The 19,344-nt window shown below is 64.8% G+C and carries 14 protein-coding genes; 7 read left to right on the top strand and 7 right to left on the bottom strand.

What is annotated here, in order from left to right; all coding sequences use genetic code 11:
* Positions 1–275: 275 nt before the first annotated feature.
* Positions 276–818: a hypothetical protein gene (locus tag N4264_RS11355; RefSeq protein WP_261697149.1), complete on the bottom strand. Its 543-nt coding sequence runs from the start codon at positions 816–818 to the stop codon at positions 276–278.
* 568 nt (positions 819–1,386) lie between these two features.
* On the opposite strand from N4264_RS11355, the gene N4264_RS11350 reads away from it, so the two are divergent.
* A complete protein-coding gene (locus N4264_RS11350; RefSeq protein ID WP_261697148.1) occupies positions 1,387–4,650 on the top strand; it encodes a ligand-binding sensor domain-containing diguanylate cyclase in 3,264 nt (1,087 codons plus the stop codon).
* A gap of 120 nt (positions 4,651–4,770) precedes the next feature.
* Here N4264_RS11350 and N4264_RS11345 read toward each other — a convergent pair whose 3' ends face one another.
* The 3 genes from N4264_RS11345 to N4264_RS11335 all read right to left on the bottom strand — a co-directional run bounded on the left by N4264_RS11345 (position 4,771) and on the right by N4264_RS11335 (position 7,457).
* Positions 4,771–5,346 carry a C39 family peptidase gene (locus N4264_RS11345; RefSeq protein ID WP_261697147.1) on the bottom strand — a complete coding sequence of 192 codons (576 nt, stop codon included), beginning with the start codon at positions 5,344–5,346 and terminating at the stop codon, positions 4,771–4,773.
* Between the two features lie 23 nt (positions 5,347–5,369).
* Positions 5,370–6,044, bottom strand: a complete 675-nt coding sequence (locus N4264_RS11340; protein ID WP_261697146.1) for a hypothetical protein — start codon at positions 6,042–6,044, stop codon at positions 5,370–5,372.
* Between the two features lie 501 nt (positions 6,045–6,545).
* Positions 6,546–7,457: a DUF6929 family protein gene (locus N4264_RS11335; protein ID WP_261697145.1), complete on the bottom strand. Its 912-nt coding sequence runs from the start codon at positions 7,455–7,457 to the stop codon at positions 6,546–6,548.
* Positions 7,458–7,596: 139 nt separating this feature from the next.
* Here N4264_RS11335 and N4264_RS11330 point away from each other — a divergent pair, with 139 nt between their 5' ends.
* The 3 genes from N4264_RS11330 (at position 7,597) to N4264_RS11320 (ending at position 12,932) form a co-directional block, all read left to right on the top strand.
* Positions 7,597–8,634, top strand: a complete 1,038-nt coding sequence (locus tag N4264_RS11330; RefSeq protein ID WP_261697144.1) for a hypothetical protein — start codon at positions 7,597–7,599, stop codon at positions 8,632–8,634.
* Between the two features lie 366 nt (positions 8,635–9,000).
* Entirely contained in the window at positions 9,001–10,419 is a 1,419-nt protein-coding gene (locus tag N4264_RS11325; RefSeq protein ID WP_261697143.1) for an Ig-like domain-containing protein, read from the top strand.
* Positions 10,416–12,932 carry a PKD domain-containing protein gene (locus tag N4264_RS11320; RefSeq protein WP_261697142.1) on the top strand — a complete coding sequence of 839 codons (2,517 nt, stop codon included), beginning with the start codon at positions 10,416–10,418 and terminating at the stop codon, positions 12,930–12,932. The genes N4264_RS11325 and N4264_RS11320 overlap by 4 nt, the downstream gene beginning before the upstream one ends.
* Before the next feature lie 26 nt (positions 12,933–12,958).
* On the opposite strand, the gene N4264_RS11315 is transcribed toward N4264_RS11320, so the two are convergent.
* On the bottom strand, positions 12,959–13,726 hold the full coding sequence (locus N4264_RS11315; protein ID WP_261697141.1) for an MmcQ/YjbR family DNA-binding protein: 768 nt from the start codon (positions 13,724–13,726) through the stop codon (positions 12,959–12,961).
* 158 nt (positions 13,727–13,884) lie between these two features.
* On the opposite strand from N4264_RS11315, the gene N4264_RS11310 reads away from it, so the two are divergent.
* The 3 genes from N4264_RS11310 to N4264_RS11300 all read left to right on the top strand — a co-directional run bounded on the left by N4264_RS11310 (position 13,885) and on the right by N4264_RS11300 (position 16,254).
* Positions 13,885–14,979 carry a flavodoxin family protein gene (locus N4264_RS11310; RefSeq protein WP_261697140.1) on the top strand — a complete coding sequence of 365 codons (1,095 nt, stop codon included), beginning with the start codon at positions 13,885–13,887 and terminating at the stop codon, positions 14,977–14,979.
* Positions 14,980–15,253: 274 nt separating this feature from the next.
* Complete coding sequence (locus N4264_RS11305) at positions 15,254–15,709, top strand: BON domain-containing protein (protein WP_261697139.1); 456 nt, start codon at positions 15,254–15,256, stop codon at positions 15,707–15,709.
* 14 nt (positions 15,710–15,723) lie between these two features.
* Positions 15,724–16,254, top strand: a complete 531-nt coding sequence (locus tag N4264_RS11300; RefSeq protein ID WP_261697138.1) for a hypothetical protein — start codon at positions 15,724–15,726, stop codon at positions 16,252–16,254.
* Between the two features lie 63 nt (positions 16,255–16,317).
* Here the strand turns inward: N4264_RS11300 and N4264_RS11295 are convergent, their stop codons facing one another.
* Both N4264_RS11295 and N4264_RS11290 read right to left on the bottom strand, forming a co-directional pair.
* Positions 16,318–18,270 (bottom strand): serine/threonine-protein kinase, encoded by a 1,953-nt coding sequence (locus N4264_RS11295; protein WP_261697137.1) that lies wholly within the window; start codon positions 18,268–18,270, stop codon positions 16,318–16,320.
* A 133-nt stretch (positions 18,271–18,403) separates the two neighbouring features.
* Positions 18,404–19,288 carry a hypothetical protein gene (locus N4264_RS11290; protein ID WP_261697136.1) on the bottom strand — a complete coding sequence of 295 codons (885 nt, stop codon included), beginning with the start codon at positions 19,286–19,288 and terminating at the stop codon, positions 18,404–18,406.
* Positions 19,289–19,344: the final 56 nt, after the last annotated feature.

The raw sequence follows: 19,344 nt of genomic DNA, 5'->3' as shown, positions 1-19,344 counted from the left end.
GACCCCGGGGGGAACCGGGTAGCGGGCGAGACGGCACGGCATCGGAGACCGGACCAGGACACCCACGATCCGGAAAACTCCGAGCCGCCTGGCGATCAAGGCAATGCAGAGGGCTGCCCGCGCGCTGGGAAGGAGCTGGCGCCCGTCGCGACGCGTGGCCTGCGCAACGGGGCCGGTTGAGGAGCCCGCCGCCATGTCCGGTACATCGCTTCAGCTGGCCGGCGCGGCAGTTGAACCCCGCGGGGTCGACGGCCGACCCCGCGGACGCGATGACATCAACCGCCGCTGGTGATGCAGGATGCCTTGAGCTGACCGCTCGACATCTGCCCCATGCCGCGGCACAGCATCAGCGATTCGTCAGCCGTCAGTCCCCAGCCGACGATCGCCGCGTTGTTCTCGCGGCCGTTCGCCGGGACGACGATGTGCGTGTACGGCACGTTCATCGGCTTGCGTGCGAGCATGTTGACGTAGCGTTGTTCAAGCGTGTTCGTGCAATCGAACGAGACCACCTTGCAGCTGGGACCACGCCCGGCGCAGATGCCCTTGATCACGTTCGTACCCTGCTTGCCGGTGCATTCGGCATCCGTAGGACCTTCGCCCACTGCCACCATTTCCATCTCGCGGCCGTTCGCCGAGATGGCGATGCGAGCCTCCGCATACTTGTACTGCGCCTGTTGCTCCGTGGCATCCGCCGAGACGTCCTTCTTCCGGGTCATGATGCCGACCGCACCGATCAGCACCAGGACAGCAACCGCAATTCGCCACATGACTTCTTTCCCCTGTAAATAGATGCGATCGCCAAAGAGCTGACCGCGCAACGAGTGATTCCGAGCCGCACGCCGACCCCCCCGGTGCGTTCGGCTGGTGCGCGTATTAACAAATCACCCTGTCGCCTGCAAACGCAAATGCACATCCTTGACACAAAAACACAGTCGACCGCCGGACGCCCTCTTTTGGTCGAGCAACGGCAGGTGCATGCCATTGACCCCGTTCCGAACCACTGTTACCTCCGGACGCCACCACAGGCCTTTGCGCAGGCGTGCGGGCTTCCCAGACGCCCAAACAACGCTCATTGTTTCATATTTCCATTTTTTCCCGCAGCGTTCGCACCACACTTTCCCGTTCGATTTCCGCACGCAGTAAACGCGGATACAAGATGCCTCATGTAAACAATCCGGCGCCTGCCAGAGCGGTCGCAATCGCTGCTTGGCGGCAACCAGGCATAGCAAATGCGCCCCTCCCGGTGCGGCACGACCGTAAATAAATGAAATTTCTGGCAGGCCACGCCCATCTGCGCTGACACCCTGCGGCCGTTGAGCTAGGCTCTGACCTGTCGGCACGGCGCCTCCGGGCGATCGGTGCCGCCGCCGCACAGGGGGACGGCGCATGGTCCACGGCGTTGCACGTCGCTGGGTCCGCAGCCTGTTGGTGGGTGGCATTTGCGTGGCCGCGATCACTGCGCGCGCGGCCATCGACGCTTCCGACGCCTTTGGGCGGCTCTCCGTCGAAGAAGGGCTGTCCCAGGCCAGCGTGTCGTGCATCCTGCAGGACCGCCACGGTTTTCTCTGGTTCGGAACGCAGTTTGGCCTCAATCGCTACGACGGCTATTCCCTGCGCGTGTTCAACCAGAAGGCGCATGACCCGGGATCGCTCGCCGACAACTGGGTCACGGCGATGTTCGAGGACACCCGCGGGCGCCTGTGGGTCGGCACACGCGACGGCGGATTGAACCGCTACGACGATGCGAGCGAGCGCTTCACCGCATTCCGGCACCACCCGGGCACGCCTGGCGGCCTGAGTGACAACATCGTGCTGGCCATCTGGGGCGATATGAAGGGCACGCTCTGGGTCGGAACGATGAATGGCCTCAATCAGGTTCGCGACGATGCTATTGCCGTGTTGCGGATTCCCGCCGAAGCGCCCCCGGCGCAGCGCATCAACGCCCTGCTGGGTGATACGGAAAATCTCTGGATCGGTACCGGCGCAGGCCTTTTTCACCGCAATGCCGGGACATCGCACATCCAGCCCTTGCTCCTGCCGGGGACGCCCGAAGTCAACGCCCTGGCGCGATCACCGTCCGGCGCGCTATGGGTAGGCACCACCCATGGCCTTTTCCGTTTTGAAGCGGGCAGCCGCGTCGGCGAGGCCGCGGACCTGGCCATCCGCTCCGAGCTGGGTGACCGGGATATCCGCAGCCTCTACGTCGACCGAACAGGCGTCCTGTGGATCGGCAGCTTTGCCGGCGGTCTGGCGCGCTACGACACCGTCGCCGGAACCATCCGACGGTACCGCCACGACCCGGCGAATCCGCACAGCCTGGGCGACTCGCGCGTGTCCTCCCTGTTCCAGGATCGCAGCGGCACCCTGTGGGTCGGCACCTGGCATGGCGGCGCGAATCACATGGACCTGGAAAGCAGCCGCTTTGCGCATTTCGGAACGCGCCACGGCATTGCAGGCGGGCTGACCGACAAACGCGTACTGGCCATCGCCGGCGACGGCAGCACTGTGTTGTGGATCGGAACAGCCAACGGACTGAACCGGCTCGACCTGGCATCCGGGCAGGTCGACAATTTCCCGGCCACCGGGTCGTCGCAGACGGGACTTAGCCACGGTCACGTCCTCGCCGTTGCGGTCGACGCCGACGGCACCGTCTGGGCCGGCACCAAGGACGGACTCAATCGACTAGACCCCGGCAGCGGACGATTCACCGTCTTTCGCCACGACGCCGCGAAAGCTGGCAGCCTCAATGACAGCTACGTCAGCGCCATACTGCCGGCGGCCGATGGCGTGCTATGGCTCGGCACCTGGGACGGTGGCCTCAACCGGTTCGATCCTGTCACCGGTACGGCGCAATCGTTCGCTTATCCCGTTGCCGCCGCATCGCGCTCCGAACGCATCAACGCGGTGTATCGGGACAGCGACGATACCTTGTGGCTCGCTACCGCTGGCGACGGACTGGTGCATTTTGACCCGGCCAACGGACAATTCCGCACCTATCCCGCCGAGCAGGGCGACGCAGGCCCTCCCCACGGTCGTGTACACAGCGTCTTGCGCGACAGCCGCGGCTGGCTGTGGGTGGGTACGGCCGGCGGCCTGGCACGCTCGCGCACACCTGCCGGCGAATACCAGCTCTCCTTCCAGACCTACACCAGTCGCGACGGCCTGGCCGCGGAAGCCATCGGCGGCGTACTCGAAGATCGCGCCGGCCGGCTGTGGATCAGCACCGTACAGGGCATATCGCGCTTTGATCCCGACAGCGGTCAGTTCACCAACTACGGCACGAAAGACGGCGCACTGGCCTCGGGCTACTACATCAAGTCGCACTACCAGACGCGGGACGGCCGGATGTTCTTTGGCGGCAGCGAGGGAATGAGCATCTTCCACCCGGACCAGATCACCGCCAATCCGCATCCCCCCAAGCCCATCCTTACCGCACTGCTCATCGGCAATCGGCCCCAGGAGCCGCGCGGCGATGCCACGGAGTCTCCGCTGCGCGAACCGATCTACCAGACAACCGCACTGAACCTCCCCTACCAGCAGGCGGCGGTCACGCTGGAGTTCTCTGCCCTGCACTTCGCCGATGCCAGCCGCAACCGTTATGCCTATCGCCTCGACGGCTACGACAGCGACTGGGTCGCCACCGATGCGCGGAATCGCCGCGCCACGTACACAAACCTTGATCCAGGCCGCTACCGATTCCGTATCAAGGCCAGTAACAAGGACGGTGTGTGGGGTACGCGGGAAGCACAGCTGGATATCACCATCCTTCCGCCGTTCTGGATGACCGGCTGGTTCCGACTGGCCACTGCGTTGGCGCTGGTCGGCGTCGGCTACCTGGGGTATCGATGGCGGGTTGAAGCCCTGCATCGCGCGCAGCGACACCTGGAAACCGAGGTTGCCGCGCGCACCGAAGAGTTGCGCGCACTGACCCGGCAATTGGGTGAAGCCAACGCACGGCTGGAGGAAACCAGCCTCACCGACCCACTGACCGGGCTGAAAAACCGGCGTTTCCTGCTTGGTCACCTGGACCAGGACCTCGCGCTGGCGGTACGCCAGTACGCGGACGCGGAAAAGCCGCTGCATCAAGCGCCCGATCACGCCGACCTGGTGTTTTTCCTGATCGACTGCGACCACTTCAAATCCGTGAACGACAGCTACGGCCACAAGGCTGGCGACCGCCTGCTGGCGATGCTGGCCGAGCTGCTGCGCCAGTTGTTCCGCGAATCGGACTACCTCGTGCGCTGGGGCGGGGAAGAATTTCTCGTCGTCGCGCGCTTCGTCGATCGCACCCACGCACCGGTCGTGGCCGAACGCTTGCGCGCGCTGGTGGCCAATCACCCCTTCCGGATCAGCCCGGAGCACACCATTCACAAGACCTGTTCTATCGGCTACGCCGTATACCCGTTCCTGCCAGGTCAGCCCGACGCGGTTTCCTGGACGCGCATCGTCGCCATCGCCGATCTGGCGCTGTACTGCGCCAAGCGGAGCGGCCGCAACGCCTGGGTCGGCATCAACGGTACGGAACGGACACGTCCCCGGCGGCTCGTCACCCGCCTGTCGCAAAGCACCGAAGCACAACTGGCCGCCGGCGAAGTCACGGTCGCCAGCTGCCTTCCTGCCGACGCATTGCGCTGGACGGTCGAAGCGTGACCCCCGTTGGATTCATCACATTCGCGAGAGACCGGACGTTATCGCGATGCCTGGCGGCGTCCGTCTGTCGCTACCTCCCCGAAGAGTAGGGCCCGCTACTCTGCGTCGAGATGGTCTTCCTTATTTCCAGGTACTCAGCGTGTGGGTCCATTGGTGATCGGCGGCAGCAACGGCATCCTGGTGCAGGATCCACTCGGTGCCTTCACCCGGCCACGGATTCATCGTCATCATCCAGTTCGAGCCGTACTGCCAGTAGCCGATGCCGACGATGAAGTGCCCGCCACCGCTGGTCCAGCCGTAGCGCATGATGAAAGGATGGTTGCCGTTGATCTCGTTGATCACGCTCTGGAAATTGAACGCGAACTGGTAGCCGTAGCTCTTGATCGTCCAGGCATTGAGAATGGACTGGATGCTGCCGTTCACGCCGTACATGCTGTTAGGCTGATTGGCGGTGTTGTTCCAGTTGAACGTGGTATTGCCGCAGGCGTAGTTGATGCCGCGCGCCCAGTTCACGACCTGGCACTGGCTGGGATACTTTCCATAGAAATTCAGCACGGCGACCGACGTGGCAGCCCAGCACCAGTTACTGTGCTCCTGGTTGGTCTGGTAGACGTTGAGCACCTTGTCGGCGGCGACGGCACCGGTCGAAGCCAGGGCCAGGGTGGCCACCAGCGCGTGGCGAAGAAGGAAATTCATGGCGTACTCCTGGATTCGGTCGGTTACTGGGCGAGATTGCGGGCGATCGTGTCACGGAGCGATTGGGCAAACTCCGCTTCCTCGACTGCAGACGTGTTGGGTGCAACGAGCGCCTGGCTCAGACCCAGCGTCTTGCGTGCCGATGCCAGTGGTACCAGCCGGCTCTTCTGCGCCGCCGAGCTCACCTCGACGAAATCCGACGTTGCCTGCAGGACACGGATCACACGCAGCTGTGCGTCTTTTCCTGCACTTTGCGCCACGGCGTTGACCTCGTTGGCCAGTGCCGCCGCGCCGATGGAGCGGACCCGCCACTGGCCTTTGTCGTTGACCATCGTGATCATTCCGACCGCGCGGTCATCGACCATCACGGTGAAACGCCACATCGACGAGGCGCGCGCCGACTTCTGCAGGCTCTGCCCCGCCATGATGGCGTGCGGATCCGCGTGCAGTTCTTCGTAACCAACACCGATCGTTGCGCGATTGACATCGCTGATATCGGCTACGGCCAGCGGAAAATTCGGCGGCAGTCCATTTCCCCGCCCTACTTCCGCACCGAAGCTGCGCAGCGCCGCTTGCGCCGCATCGTGAACCGCCTTCCCCGCCTGCATTCCCTCCGTCAGCACCGGCGCGGCATTCGCCGTCGCGGCCGAACACACGGCCAGAATCAACGTCGCAAGAACTTTTTGCATCGTGAACATGAACATCCCCCCGGTTTACAGTCATCAGTCAATCCGGACAGGAGTGGACAGGTGCGATATCGCAGGAGCCTCTCCCGAATCATGAGCGGTATCGGTTCGATCGCGCTCAAATTCGACATACCCCGAAGAAATGCCAGCGCCGCCACGAAAATCAGAACTTTCGATTTTGCAGAGCAACAAGAGCCGCGTTTTCGGCAGTGCGGAAACAATCTGTAACGTCAATACAGAAACAGACGTCGTGCATCGCCACGCACGGCATATCCAAACCGCGGCTGCGGCCTCGCGAAACGATGATCTGCAGTTTCTACCCGGAGGAAACGCGGCACGCACGCACGCACGCACAGGATTCGACGACCGCACTCTGATGCATTACCGAGGCAGGGCCTGTCGCAATTACGTCCGTAGCGCCCGGAAAGAGAATTCTCGCCGGCGCCTGCTACAAAGACGACACCTTTGGTTACAAAGCTGCCGTCGAGCACACCGCGAAATAGCCGCGCGTCGCTACCAGGTCAACTTCACGTCCGCGGACAACGCGACCGCCGGCGTCGCCGGATCATCCGCATCGGTCACCAGCAGCACGCGCACCGAATTGCCATTCACCTCCGCGCTGATTCCTTCCACCTTGTGGCACGGATCCAGCGCACGAAGCCAACGCAGCTCGCCGTCTCCCGAAATGCAACCGATGCCGGCGCCCGCACAGCTGCCATCCTCGTAGTTGTCTTTCGTGTTCTCTGCCACGGCGGTGAAAAGGAAGCCCCCGTCTGGCAGCGCGGCGGCATCGGTGAAGCACAACGGGATGTCGCCGATCGTTCCCAGATCGAACCAGTGGATCGCCACCGGATCGATGCGAGTTGGCGCAGAAGTGCTTGTCAGAGAGCTCAGCGCAGCGGAAAGGTCGAAGTGAATGCACGCGTTGCGGGAATTCTTCTTGTTGCCTCGGTGGAGAAGCACCAGACGATCGCCCAGGATCACAGCTCCTTCGATATTGAGCTTGGGAAACTGCACATCCAAGCCCGCATAGAGGCCCGTGAAATCGATGGCGCAAGGCGGGGATGCAATGGCGCCGGACTCCTCCAACGCCAGCATGACACCACGCCGTCGATGCGGTTTGGAACCTGACGGAACCGCCAGCAAGGCCCCCAGCATCGGAAGGTGCAGCAGCGCTTCCAGATCCGGCTTTACCGGTTTGCGTTCCTTCGCGGCGTCCGGCAGTTCGCCGGGAAAGACCCGGAGCAATTCGCCGGAGAATCCATCTGACAGCGGAAAAACGCCGATATGGTTCTCGTCGTCGGCAACCACATAGTGAAAATTGCCGACGCGCACCAGCCCACTGGCGGCGCTCAGGTGCGCCGGGCGACCGGGATACGGGGCTTCTTCGAGACGCAGCTCACCAAGACGCGTAACGGGAATCATCAGGACGCTTTTCAGGAGAACACGTGCGCCGATAGTACAGGCAAACGAAAAGGACACGGACGGCTACGATGGCCGCTGCGGGAGATCCTTTGTAGACTGCCGCCGGTTGGTTACCGCCACCGAGCCAGAGGATTCGTACGTGAAAGGTTGCGCAAAGCCGATAGCAATGCTCATGCTCGGCATCGCACTCACCAGCTGCTCGGGCGACAACACTCCGGACGAATACCGGCCCGTTGTGGTCAATCCGGATGCGCCGGCAGAGCATGCATGCCCCAAGCTATCCGGCACGTATGATATCGCCGGAACGGACATCGCCAAGCGCGTGGTCAATACCCAGCCGCCAAAGACACTGGGCTATCCGGTTCGCCTGACTTTCAGCCAGGGCGACAGCGGCAATGAGGCGTGGTGGGTCGTACCGCGCTCGTCGCTGCTGGATTTCGCACGAACCACGAGCAAGGAGTCTCCGAAACGCTACGCATCATGGCGGGCGCTGGTGCTCAGGATCGACCTGTCGGAGCGCCTGCGAAATCAGCCTTCCGTCTACGTCGACGCGGTGACGCAACACGGTCCACCGGGCCCCGTCTTCGCCACCCTCAACAGCTGGCGGTGTGAATTCCATTGGCTGCTGGTTGCATCGTCGAGCACGAATGGCCGCGACGAGGAAATCTGGGTGTCGCAGAACAAGGAAGGCGACCTGCTGATCAAGGACGTCACCTATGACCTCAAGTACTACAGCCTGTGGGCCTCATCCCAGCAGTCCATCCGTACCGGCCGGCAGGTCCGCTACGACAGGGTCCGTTCGATTGCATGGGAGCCGCCAGCACCGATCGCCGCGGGCGAACTGCCACCTGACCCGGCAACGATCAAGCCAGAGCCCATGAAATGTGCCGACGTACCGGCACGGGCGCAGGCCATTTGGAAAACAATCGACGACGTTCTGCCGTCGCAATTGACTATCCGGAAGTTTGCGTTGCATCCCCTGAAGCCACGTGAAGGTGATCCGAACTGTCCGACCGCCACGATCGATATCGAGATCGTCGGCAGCGCTGGCATGTTCGTCTCCCATGCCGAGCGCAAGCTGCGCGACGACAAGGGCGTACAAAGCATCGAATATCTGCGGCTGAAAGCCGGCGAGCGTCATGAGTACGTTCGGCGACTTCGCGTCGTGATCCAATAACCGTACCGCCGGCCAACAGCGGCGAAGCGAGCGGCCAAGGCTCGACAGACGCGTGGCACTTTGCCGGGCTTCGCCGCGAATGCTTTGCGTGGCGGCTTCATGGCCTGTCACCTGTGCGGATGACCTCGGTAAGCCGAGCACAACCGGGCGGAGGCGGGCGCGACGCTGCACAGCGATTCTTGGAACAGATAATGCTTTGCGCACGCGGCCCGGAAAACTGCCAACACGCTCACATCGACGTTCCCACTCATCGCGCGGATAATGCCCTTTGCCCGCGCGAGGATTGCGCTGCCGGCGATCGCGTTTAGGCTTTCGGCCGGACTTTCCGGGCCGCGTGCGGAAGCGGTGAACAGCCAGGGGAACACCGTGAAATCAACACTTCAATACTTCGTTGCCGGGGCGCTCGCCCTGGCGGGCAGCGCGGCGTCCGCGCAGGGTCTTCCGACACAGACGTGGGCGCCGGGCACGCAGCTGGCGATGTGGAACCATGGTGGGCGAATCACCACCTTCCACCGTGGCTATCTCTACCTGGGCGGCCTGGAAAACCAGGGTACCTGGACCTACGACATCTCCAATCCGATCAACCCGCAGCTGCGGCGCACCCAGGCGAGCGGCGTCAATGGCCACACCTGGGCGAAGGTGGGCGACGTGTTCTGGCGTACCTACTGGATCCCCGAGATCGGCGACAACAACCCGAGCCCGTTCCAGAACCTGTCCAATCCGCTATCCCCGACGCAGCAGACCCAGAACGTCGGCACCTTCCCCTCGGGCCAACCGCCGATGGGATGGCCCGGCAACTGGCTCAACACCTATCCGCACTTCTTCGGCGAATACGTCGTCGACGCGCGCGTCGGCTGGTGGCCGCACGTTTCGGAGGCCAACGTCCTGCAGATGTCGGGCTTGACCTCGGCCAATCACTGGCGCATCGGCAACCTGCTGTTCCTCACGCCCTCGGACACGCAGAACGGGCTGGCTGTCTTTGACATCGGCAATCCGGCGCAACCGGTGATGCTCGATCTGCTCAGCGGGAACTACAAGCAGTACACCAATGCCTGGCAGGTGTGGCGCCACTATCTGCTGCTGATGTTCGGCGACAACACCAATGGCCCGCAGCAGGACGCCAACACGCTCGTGATCGATTTCAGCGATCCGACCAACCTGCAGCTGGTGCACAAGATCCCCTACAACGATCTTCCCGGCCGCTACGCCCACTTCCAGGACGACTACGCCTTTGCCGGCCGCTTCGACCGCGGCACCAAGTACAACCTGGTGACACGCCAGGTCGAACAGGTCTTCACGCCGACGTCCTGCTGCTTCGGCGATTTCCAGTGGATTCCGCTCGGCCATATCGTGCTGGCATCGAGTTCGGAAACGACGGGCTCGCGCTCGTACCTGTTCTCGCACCGCGCCACGCTGGATACCACGCGCCCCACCGTCGGCTATCACCTGCCGCGACCCAACGCGATCAACCAGCCGGTCACGACCGTGATCGGACTGGTTATCAACGAGACCCTGGACTCCCCCACCGTCACCTCGCAGAACATCCAGGTACGCGCCGTGGGTGGTGCCACCTTGTCAACGACGGTCATCCACACGAACTACGGCGTGGTCAATATCGTTCCCGAAGCGCCGCTGGCGGCCAATACCACGTATGAAGTGCGCATCGTGCAGGACGGTGTCCGCGACGTGGCCGGCAACGGCATGGCCGAGTACACGTTCCGGTTCGCCACCGGCCCGACCCTGGTGCCGGCGGACCTGATCTTCGCGAACGGGTTCCAGCCTTGAGCCGATGGCGCTTCTTCGGGCGTGAGTGGTGCGTGGCGATCGCGCTCCTGGCGCTGTCGCTGTCGACGGGATGGGCACAGCCGGTCATCTCCGGCATTTCGGCCTCGCCCGCACCACCGCTGGTCGTGACGCAGCCGGCACAGCTCACCGCGTCGGCCAGCGTGGCGGGTGGTGACGCGCTGGAATACCGCTGGGATTTTGGCGACGGAACGCCCCGCACACCGTGGCTGCCGACCAATACGATCAGCCATACCTACGCCGGTGCCGGTACGTTTACGGTACTGCTGCAGGTACGCCATCCCACGCAGGGGCTGGCCAGCGCGAGCAAGCCGCTGGTGGTACGCCTGGCCAGTGCACCGGCGGCCCGCCCCTCCAGCCCGGTCGTCGTCCACACCGTGCGACGCGAAGTGTGGACGGTCAATCCCGACCACGGCACCGTGAGCGTGGTCCATGCCGACACCCTGGTCCGCCTGGACGAGGTGACCGTGGGCAGCCATCCCGCGTCGTTGGCCATCGATGCCGCGGGAAACGTCTGGGTCGCCGTGCGGGATGCTGATACGCTGCGCCGCATTGATCCCGCCACGCGCACCGTTACCGCGACAATCGCACTCGGCTATGGCGCCAAACCGGTTGCCGTCACAATTGCACCGGATGGCATCGCGGGCTATGTGGCACTGGCGGGCCCAGGTCGCATCCAACGGTTCACACCGGCCTCTGCGCAGCTTGCCGGAACACTGTCCGTCGACACCGACGTGGATGCACTGCTGGTCAGCGGCGACAACAGCCGGTTGTTTGCTTCGCGCCTGGTCAGCCGCGGGAATGCAGGGACTCTCTGGCGCATCAGCCTGCCCGCGTTCTCCAGCGCAACCGCGATCGACCTGCCGCTGGACACCACCTCCCCCGATTCCGGCACGGCTGCGCGCGGCCTGCCCAACTACGTCGGTGCGCTCGCGCTCGCCGAAGACGGCCAGCACCTGTGGTATGGCGCCAAGAAGGACAACATCGTCGCCGGCCTGTATCGCGAAGGCCTGCCGCTGACCTTCGAAAGCGTCATGCGCTCGCTGCTCGGCCGCGTCGATGCGAATGCCGGCACCGAGACAGTTGCTGCACGCCACGATATCGACGACAGCGGACGCCTTTCGGCCCTGCTGCTGCCGCCCGGGTCCAGCCACCTTTTCGTGGCGCAGGAGACGAATAACCGGGTGCTGGTCCTGGACCCGTGGAACCGCCGCGAGATTACGCGCTTTGCGGTGGACCGTGCCCCCCAGGGCCTGTCCTATGACGCCAGCACCGGGCGCCTTTTCGTGCACAATTTCCTGGGACGTTCGATCAGCGTCTTCGATACCGGCGACCTGCTCGAGGATGGCCAGACACTGCCGCAATCGCTGGGCACCGTCGCGACCACCCTGGCCGAGACGCTGTCGCCGCAGGTTCTGCAGGGCAAGCGCGTGTTCTACAACGCCAGCGACGAACGCATGAGCCATGACGGCTACAGCACCTGCGCATCCTGTCACCTGGATGGCCGCAGCGATGGGCGCGTGTGGGATTTCACCCAGCTCGGCGAAGGACTGCGCAATACCACCAGCCTGCGCGGCAATGCGGGGCTCGGACGCGGCCTGGTGCACTGGAGCGGCAATTTCGACGAAATCCAGGATTTCGAGGTGCCGATCCGGAACCTGTTCGGCGGACTGGGATTCATGTCCAACACCGACTACTTTGCCGACGGCCGGAATCACCCGCTCGGACCGCCCAAGGCCGGCTTCTCCGCGGACCTGGACGCGCTTGCGGCGTACGTGGCCAGTCTGACGCAAGACGACCGCTCGCCCCATCGCAACCCGGACGGCTCACTCACAGCGGACGGCAGCGCCGGCCGCGCCGTGTTCATGCAGCTGCAATGCGGGCGCTGCCACGCCGGTGACGCATTCACGGACAGCCCGCAGGGCTTTCGCCACGACGTGGGTACACTCATGCCCGGCAGCGGCCAACGCCTGGGTGGGCCGCTGCTGGCGATTGATACGCCCACCTTGCGTGGGCTGTTTGCCTCGGCCCCCTATCTCCATGATGGGTCCGCCGGTACGCTCACGGACGTGCTGACGACGCGCAACCCGAACGGCGCCCACGGGGACACGGCATCGCTCTCCGCATTGCAGCGCCAGCAACTGGAAGCCTTCCTGCTGCAGATCGATGCGTCCGAACCCGGTGTCGCGGCGCCCGCACAGCTGGCGGTGACCTCTCCTGCTGCCGGCAATCAGTACCTCGCCGGCGCCCCCGTGCCGCTGAGCATCGCCAGCAATCTGGCGGCAATAACCCACGTGGACTACCTGGTCGGCGGGTCGGCCGTCGCCGCAGCGGAAACCGCGCCCTGGAACGCGACATGGATCGCCAGCGGCGGCGGCACGCGCCTGGTGCAGGCCTTCGTCACCCACGAACTGGGACGCTTCCGCACATTGTCGCCGCCGGTTTCGATCATTGTGGACAATGATGCCATTTTCCGGAATGGATTTGACGGATAGTCTGTGACGGGCAGGCGGACCTGGGCTTACTCGTCCAGCGCCGCCAGCATCCGCTTCAGCGCGAAATGCCGATAACTGTGGAGGGCCAGACTGCGCACCTCCTTCCAGTTGCACCGTCGGGAAACATCCAGCGCAATCCAGCCGTTATGGCCCAGGTACATCGGGATGCGAAAGCGCGGATCGCTGGTGTAGAGCCCCTGCTGCTCGATACCGACCCAGAAGCCGAGGGTCAGTTTGCCAGCATCCATCCAGGCCTGGGCGAACGTTCGTTTTCCCGCGCGCCACACGGGCGAGCCGAACTGTCGATCTTCGACCACTTCGGGCAGCGCCAGGCACACGTCGCGCAGCTGTTTCAGCACGAGTTGCACGGGTGCGGCGAGCATCGGATCCATCTGCGCCGGTGACAGAGTCTTTGCCGGCGGCGTGATACGGATGGTCGGGCCCATGCCGCGAACGAGCGCCGGCGGCGCTGACGTTTCGTAGGCGGACCGCACCAGCGCCGCGATGCGCTGCCAGCTCAGCCCCTTGTCCAGGTTCACCCCCAGCCAACCCCGCGGCCCGACGTAGGGCGGTATGAAGAAGTGCGTGGGCTCATGGGCGCAGTGCTGTTCCTGGGCGCCGGACGGCGCATTCAGCCAGAGTGCCACGCGGCCGTCGCCATGGTGATTGACGGCATAGGAGGCGAACGTCTTGCCGCGCACGCGGAAGTTGGGCGCCCCGTGCGAGAGGAACTCCTCGGCCTCGGGAAAGGAAAGACAAACTTCGCGAACTGCTGAATCAATGGTCTTTGCCATGCTGCCTCCGCCCCGACCGGGTGATGCTACCGCGGGTGTCCCGCTAATGTGCACCTTTACAGGCCGTTGCAGACCGGACTCCTGCGGCGATAGCGGCCTCCACCAACCGCTGACACGCTGCTTGCTAACCTGATTCCAGGCAACCTCAGGAGCCAGCCGTGTCAGACAGGACGGACGAGCAGGAAATGCAGGTGCCCGTCATCCGCACGGGGCAGGCACCCGGCAAGCTCGACAAGGACGAATTCGCGCGGCGCTACCGAGCCCACTTCGCCGATCCGCTGTTCGAAGGGACGGATCTGGAGCCCATCCTTGAACGCGCCTGGGAGGCGTACCGCGACGGCCACAAGGCGCCGCGGACGCGAAAGGCAGGCCCCTCCTTCGCTGATCCGGAGTACGAACTCTCCTGCGACTGGCTGGCCGCACGCGAGGCCATCCAGTCGGCGGCGCTGCGCCACGCGGACCGGGCACGGCCCTGCCGGATCCTCATCGTGAATGGTTCGCCGCGCAACGATCGCACCTGCCCCGGCGAGATGGCCAAGTCGTTCCGGCTGGCGAAGATCGCGGAAGAGGTCATCACACGTGCGGGCGCCGAATGCGATCTGCTGGATCTGAGCCTGGTCACGTCCGAATACGGCCGGGTCATCTATCCGTGCAAGGGGTGCGTTTCAACAGCAATGCCCCTGTGCCACTGGCCTTGCTCCTGCTACCCCCACCATTCGCTCGGCCAGGTTAATGACTGGATGGCCGACATTTACCCACGCTGGGTCGCCGCGCATGGCATCCTGGTGGTCACGCCCGTGCATTGGAACCAGGTGCCCGGTGTCCTCAAGTTGATGATGGACCGCCTGGTCTGCGCCGATGGCGGCAATCCCGATCCGACGCTCACCGGCGGCAAGAACGCTGCGCTCGCCAAGAAGCGGGAGCTCGACGGCTGGCATTACCCGCGACACCTCAAAGGCCGCGCCTTCGGCGTCGTCGTGCACGCCGATACCGAAGGGGCGCAGGCGGTACGCCGGGCGCTCGTCGACTGGATGACTGCAATGGAACTCCAGCAGGCCGACGGCCCGGCAGCACTCGACCGCTTCATCGGCTACTACGAATCCTACGCGACCAGCCACGAGGCGCTCGATCGCGACGTCGCCGTGCAGCAGGAAGTCCGCATCGTCGCGCAGGCGCTGCTACGCGAAGCAGAGCAACTGCGTCGCACAGGGCCCGAGGATGCCGGCTTGCCACCGGCTCCGCGCCCCAAGTAGGGCGAGCGGACGCAACGGCGCACGTTCCCGTGCGCCGACGGCGGTATCGCCACTTTGCACGATGTGACAGCGCGGATCATTGCAATCGGAACGGCAAACCCGGCCGGAACAGCGGCAGGACAGGCCCATCCGGCTGGCACGGATAGTGCGATGCAGTGGCGGGTGCGCCGCCGGCGCGGTTGGCGAGTGCACCTGGTCCACCCGGAATCCCTGCATCGACACCCCTGGCGTGTCGCTGCACAGGCTCCCTTGCCTTTCAATGGAGGAGATACCCTTGAACGCACGATTGAAAACGACAGTGTGCGCGGGAGCGCTGCTCGTACTGTCCCTACCGGCCATTGGACTGGCCAACGACAAGGACAAGCCGCGCGCTGACCCCACTCGCACGGAGGAAACCATCCGCTCCGCGTCGAATGAGACGCCCGTGAGCGGTGATCGGGCCGACAACACACGGATCAACAAGCGCGACCAGGACGGCAACACGGCCACGCCCGACGACCAACCCAACGACAGCAGCAATCTGCAGATCCTGGCCGACGTCCGCAAGGCCATCGTGGACGATGATTCGCTCTCGACGATGGCGCACAACGTGAAGATCCTCGCCGATGGCGGTGTGATCACTCTGCGCGGCCCCGTGAACGGCACCGCCGAGAAGGACAAGGTCGCGACCATCGCCAGGCGCGTCGCCGGCGTTACCAAGGTCAACAACGAGCTGGATGTCAAAAAGTAAACAAGGAGATTCCGATGAAAGCATCTGTCTATTGCATCGCCCAGACGGTCGACCAGGCCAACGTCATCGTGGATGAGCTGCGTCTGGCCGGCTTCTCCAACAACGATATTTCTGCCCTGCTGCCGGACAAGCGTACGACGCAGGACTTCGCCCATGAACACAACACCAAGGCACCGGAAGGCGCGACGGCGGGTGGCGTGGCCGGCATGGGCGTGGGCGCCGCGCTCGGCTGGCTGGCCGGTATCGGTTCACTGGCGATTCCGGGCGTCGGCCCGTTCATCGCTGCCGGCCCCATTCTTGGCGCGCTGGGCGGCGCCGCCGTCGGCACCGCAGCCGGCGGTGTCATTGGCGCCCTGGTCGGCATGGGCATCCCGGAATTCGAAGCCAAGCGCTACGACGACAAGATCCGTGGCGGAAACATCCTGATTTCGGTCCACACCGACGACAGCAAGGAGCGCGACAAGGCAAAGGAAATCTTCAAGCGCTGCAACGCCGAGGACATCTCCACCTCGACCGAAGCCAAGGCGGGCGGCAAAGCCGCATAAGTACCGCCGGGCTGTCAGGCAAGGGCCGGCGACCTCCACGGGTGCCGGCCCTTTCCTATTGGATCACGAGCCGGAAGCCGGCGCGGCCTTGATCTCGCGCACGAGAATGACGCCGGTGGAGGCGTCCGCGCTCTTGAGCACGCGTGGCTGGCCATCCGCCTCCGCGAGCGGAAGCGCCTGGTAGCCGTCGCAGCGCGTCTGGGTGCGGGGCGCCGCCGGTCGTCCGAACAGACTGCGTACCTCGCCCCAGGTTCGGCGTACCGCATTCTGCTGGCGCGCGACCGTCACCGCATTGCAGTCATTACTCCACGCGACGACGGGCGGTGCGGCGAGCATCGGTCGCGCCTGGGCAAGTTCGTCGAGCGTGGGCAAACGGTAGCTGTGTCCCGTGCGGCGACTGAGCCACTCGGCAAACTGACGCGCAACAGCATGCTCGATGCAGCCCTTGTAGTCGCCTGGGGCTGCTTCGCAAGATGTAGCGGCCCGGCGCGTTTCCCGGGTGAATTCATCGTAAAGATCAGCCTGCAGCGGCGCCGACATCACCGCAAGGCCACTCTCGTCATCGACGGGCCGCCGTACCAGGACGAGCATAGGTCCGTTATCGTCGGCAAAGTGTCCGCCTACCTCCGGGATGGCCCTGACCTTGGCCGCGTGGGAGACGAGCGCTGCGGGCGCGCTTTTCCAGTCGTCCACCACGGCCAGGGCATCCGACGCCTGCGTGCGATCGAAGCGCAGCAGCGCGGTGTCGAGATCCCGCGAAAGTCGCCGCGCGACGGCGTCGGTACGCTCGGCAACCACGCCTTCCTGCGGAAAAGCAAAATCGTCCACCGCCAGCTGCCATCGGCGCCAGGCAACGCGCAGGGCCGGCAGTGAATCTGCCGCGAGCGCCCCACGCACGTTCTCGTCGAGCCGGCCTGCCAGCTGTGATTGCAGCGCACCCACGGCGTCAGCGTCCATGCCGGCTTCGCGCGCCCGGCGCAGCGCATCCAGCGCATTGGGTTCGTCCGGCTGGGTCAAGGCACCTTGCTGGATGAGCGCTGCGATGCTTTCGGCCGAGATGCGCGGACCGGACAACCAACCCACCACCAGGAACAGCAGGGCTCCGATGGCCAGTCCCGCTGCCACGGCTGCGGGCAGGCGCCAGCGCTTGTCCAGCCGCGTCGTGACGGCGGACAGCCAGGACGGTCGCGACGACGCGGGCATCGGCAAGGCCTCGCGCATCTGGGCGGCACTGGCGTAGCGCTTCTGCGGATCCACGGCCAGGGTGCGGTCGAAAAACGCCTGCCAATGGCGCAACGCACGGGGCAGGCGCGGAACGGGATGTTCCAGCTGCGCCAGCGCCACCGACAGCGCGTCAACGCCTTCGAACGGCAGCGTTCCGGTGAGCTGCTCATAGGCCAGCACGGCAAGGCTGTACAGGTCCGAACGCGCGTCGACCTCGCGGCCCCGGGCCTGCTCCGGGCTCATGTATCCGGTGCTGCCGATGGCGGTACCATCCTCCGTCAAGCGATTCGGACGCGGCATCTGGGCCGCACCGAAGTCAGCCAGCAGCGGACGCCCTTCGCGGTCGAACAGCACGTTTTCCGGCTTGATGTCCCGGTGCACGATTCCGGAGGAATGCGCGTGATCGAGCGCGTCGAGCAGACGTTCCAGCAGCGGCACCAGGCGCGATTCCGCAACGGGACGTTCCCATTGCAGCAGATCGCCACCAGACAGCAACGGCATCACGTAGTACATCGCACCGTGCTCGGTGCGGCCGAAGTCGTACAGCTGCACGATGGAGGGATGATGCAGGCCCGCCAGGCCACGCGCCTCGTCCTCCAGGCGCTGCAGATGTCGGGCTGCGTCGGTGGCGTCGGGCTCGACCACCTTGATGGCGACATCGCGTCCGAGACTGTCCTGGCGCGCCCGGTACACGGCGGCCATGCCGCCGCGTCCCAGCAGGCCGGTGAAGGTGAAGCCCGCAATGACCGGGAATCCGTTTCCCGCGCCCGATGTCGCCGATTCCGCTGTCACGTCCAATCGTTTCGCCGCCGTTCCGCTCCGGTGAAATGATAGTGCACAACCTTGGCGCATACCGCGTGAAAACGATGCGGCCGGCATCGGCGGACGCAGGCGCCGCGTCGCACCTGCGTCCGACCCGCGCGACTCAGCTCTCGACGTCGTCGTCCAGCTCCTCGTCGAAATGGACCAGCGCATCCTTGTCGTACCAGCGACCTTCCACCAGCACCAGGTCATGCTCGCTGCTCACCGGGGCGCCGAACACGGTCACCGTCGTGCGCACCCGCGCGGTCGCTGTTTCCAGATTCAGCACGTCGACCTTCAGCGTCGCCGCGATCGCATCCAGGTCTATACCGTAGTAGCCCACGGCTTCCTTGGCTGCCGTGAATACCGGCGCGGCGCGTTCGAGCACGCCTTCCAGCGGCAGCGACTTGAGCTGGTCGATGTCCGTGATTCCGGTACTGCGGGCCGCATCGACGATCCGCCCCACTGCGCGCCGCATCGTGGCCGAGCTCAGGAAATCCGTGCCGTTGGCCCAGCGCTGCAGGCCCGGCATGGCGCTCTTGAGCGCGGCGCGCTCGGCAGGCGTCAGGTCGCTTTCCGGCGAGTCGATCGCCATCGCCATGGCGCCGAACCCCATCAGCAGGGCGCCGGGAAGCTGCGGACGCGCCCGGGCGAGCTTGGGTTCGATGTCTGCCATGAACTGGTCGACGGCGTCGGCAGAGGTGATACGCGCGAATTTCTCGGCAAAGCGGGCGCGGTCTTCTTCAGTGGTCGGTTCGGCACGTTTGCGCTCGTATGCCGCCCGGGCAGCGCGCCACTTCTCCGGCGGCACCACACTCTGGGCCAGGCCGGACAAGTCGCCGGCTCGGAATTTCTGCGCCAGGTCGGTGATCTGGCGCGCCGGGTCCGGAACGCTGACCGACGCGGCCGCGTGGGTGGACGCCACGGCGCGCTCCTGCGCCAGGACCGGAGAGACCGCGCCCGCCAGACCAGCGGACAGCAGCACCAGCGACAACAAGGTTCTGTTCATGCGTAGGCTCCTTCGGGTTGGAGCTTTAGTGTGCTAGTGACCTACAACACCGATAA

It is taken from the genome of Tahibacter amnicola (genome assembly GCF_025398735.1).
In the GTDB taxonomy this organism is placed as follows: domain Bacteria; phylum Pseudomonadota; class Gammaproteobacteria; order Xanthomonadales; family Rhodanobacteraceae; genus Tahibacter; species Tahibacter amnicola.
The sequence above is the reverse complement of the archived record's forward strand: the minus strand, read 5'-3'. Positions and strand labels throughout refer to the sequence as shown.